Annotated in this window: 2 protein-coding genes; one reads left to right on the top strand and one right to left on the bottom strand. The window is 65.7% G+C overall.

Features of this window, described 5'->3' with window-relative positions:
* Positions 1 to 215, bottom strand: a 215-nt coding sequence (locus tag MOV75_RS36950) for a LysR family transcriptional regulator (RefSeq protein ID WP_247007853.1), incomplete at its 3' end; no start/stop codon positions are given.
* A gap of 150 nt (positions 216 to 365) precedes the next feature.
* Between MOV75_RS36950 and MOV75_RS36945 the strand changes: the two genes are divergently transcribed.
* The gene (locus MOV75_RS36945; RefSeq protein WP_246930200.1) at positions 366 to 1,439 is read left to right on the top strand and encodes a tartrate dehydrogenase; all 1,074 of its coding nucleotides are present in this window, start codon (positions 366 to 368) and stop codon (positions 1,437 to 1,439) included.
* Positions 1,440 to 1,698: the final 259 nt, after the last annotated feature.

The following is a 1,698-nucleotide window of genomic DNA, read 5'->3' as shown; positions in this document are numbered from 1 at the left end:
AGGATGGCGCGCGCATCGCGCAACAGCGTCGCGCCATCTTCCGTCAGCGACACCGCACGCGTCGTCCGCGCAAACAGCCGCGTGCCCAAATCCTCCTCCAGCAACCTGATCTGGCGGCCGAGCGCGGAGGGCAGCATCTGGAGATGCTGCGCCGCGCGGCCAAAATGCAACTGCTCGGCCGCCGCGACGAAGCATCGAAGCTGTTGCAATTCCATTCCGTATCCTCTCGTCCCCGTGCGACGATGATTATATCATTTTTTTGTATAAACCAGCGTCAATTGAGTCTGCCCTGCACTCCCGTCTAGACTCGCCGGCAACGCAGACGGTCGGACCGGCCGGCACGATCTCTCACACGGAGCATTCCCATGCGCACCCATTCGATCGCAGCAATCCCCGCCGACGGGATCGGCCCCGAGGTGATCTCGGCCGGTGTCCGCGTGCTGGAGGCGCTGGCAAAGCGCAGCGGCGACCTCGCCTTCAACATCAAGACCTTCGACTGGGGCTCGGACTATTACAAGAAGCACGGCGTCATGATGCCGGCTGACGGCCTCGCTGAACTGAAGAAGTTCGACGCGATCTATTTCGGCGCGGTCGGCGCGCCTGACGTGCCCGACCACATCACGCTGTGGGGCCTGCGGCTACCGATCTGCCAGGGCTTTGACCAATATGCCAATGTGCGGCCAACCAAGATATTGCCGGGCGTCGCCTCGCCGCTGCGCAATGTCGGCGTCGGCGATCTCGACTGGGTGATCGTGCGCGAGAACTCGGAGGGCGAATATGCCGGCATGGGCGGCCGCGCGCACAAGGGCCTGCCGGAAGAGGTCGGCACCGAGGTGGCGGTCTTCACCCGCGTCGGCGTCACCCGCATCATGCGGTATGCGTTCCAGCTCGCGCAGTCGCGTCCGCGCAAATTCCTGACCGTCGTGACCAAGTCGAACGCGCAGCGCCACGGCATGGTGATGTGGGACGAGATCGCGGCCGAGGTCGCGACCGAATTCCCCGACGTCACCTGGGACAAGATGCTGGTCGACGCCATGACGGTGCGCATGACGCTGCATCCGAAGAGCCTCGACACCATCGTCGCGACCAATCTGCACGCCGACATCCTGTCCGACCTCGCCGGCGCACTGGCCGGCAGCCTCGGCGTGGCGCCGACCGGCAATATCGATCCGCAGCGCCGCTTCCCCTCGATGTTCGAGCCGATCCACGGCTCGGCCTTCGACATCACCGGCAAGGGCATCGCCAACCCGGTCGCGACGTTCTGGACCGGCGCGCAGATGCTCGAGCATCTCGGCGAGATGGATGCCGCCTCGAGGCTGATGACCGCCGTCGAGCGCGTCTGCGCCGCCGGCGTGCTGACGCCGGACGTCGGCGGCAAGGCGACGACGAAGGAAGTGACCGATGCCGTGATCGATGCGATCCACGGATCGAATGTCTAATTTGAGATCACTCCCTCCACCGGTTCGGTGCACCTCTCCCGCTTGTGGGAGAGGTCGCCGCGTAGCGGCGGGTGAGGCTTCTCTCCTCTTGGGGGTTCTCGATTGCGGAGACACCCCCTCCCCAGCCCTCCCCCGCAAGCGGGAGAGGGAGCGGACCGTCTCCCTGACTGCGATGGGATAAGGCGCCCTACTTCCGCCCTGCCGGTGCTGCCGCCGGCGGTGCCGCCATCGCGGAAGCCGGCTCGGGCGGTGTCAGATG

It is taken from the genome of Bradyrhizobium sp. PRIMUS42 (genome assembly GCF_023006515.1).
Classification (GTDB): domain Bacteria; phylum Pseudomonadota; class Alphaproteobacteria; order Rhizobiales; family Xanthobacteraceae; genus Bradyrhizobium.
The sequence above is the reverse complement of the archived record's forward strand: the minus strand, read 5'-3'. Positions and strand labels throughout refer to the sequence as shown.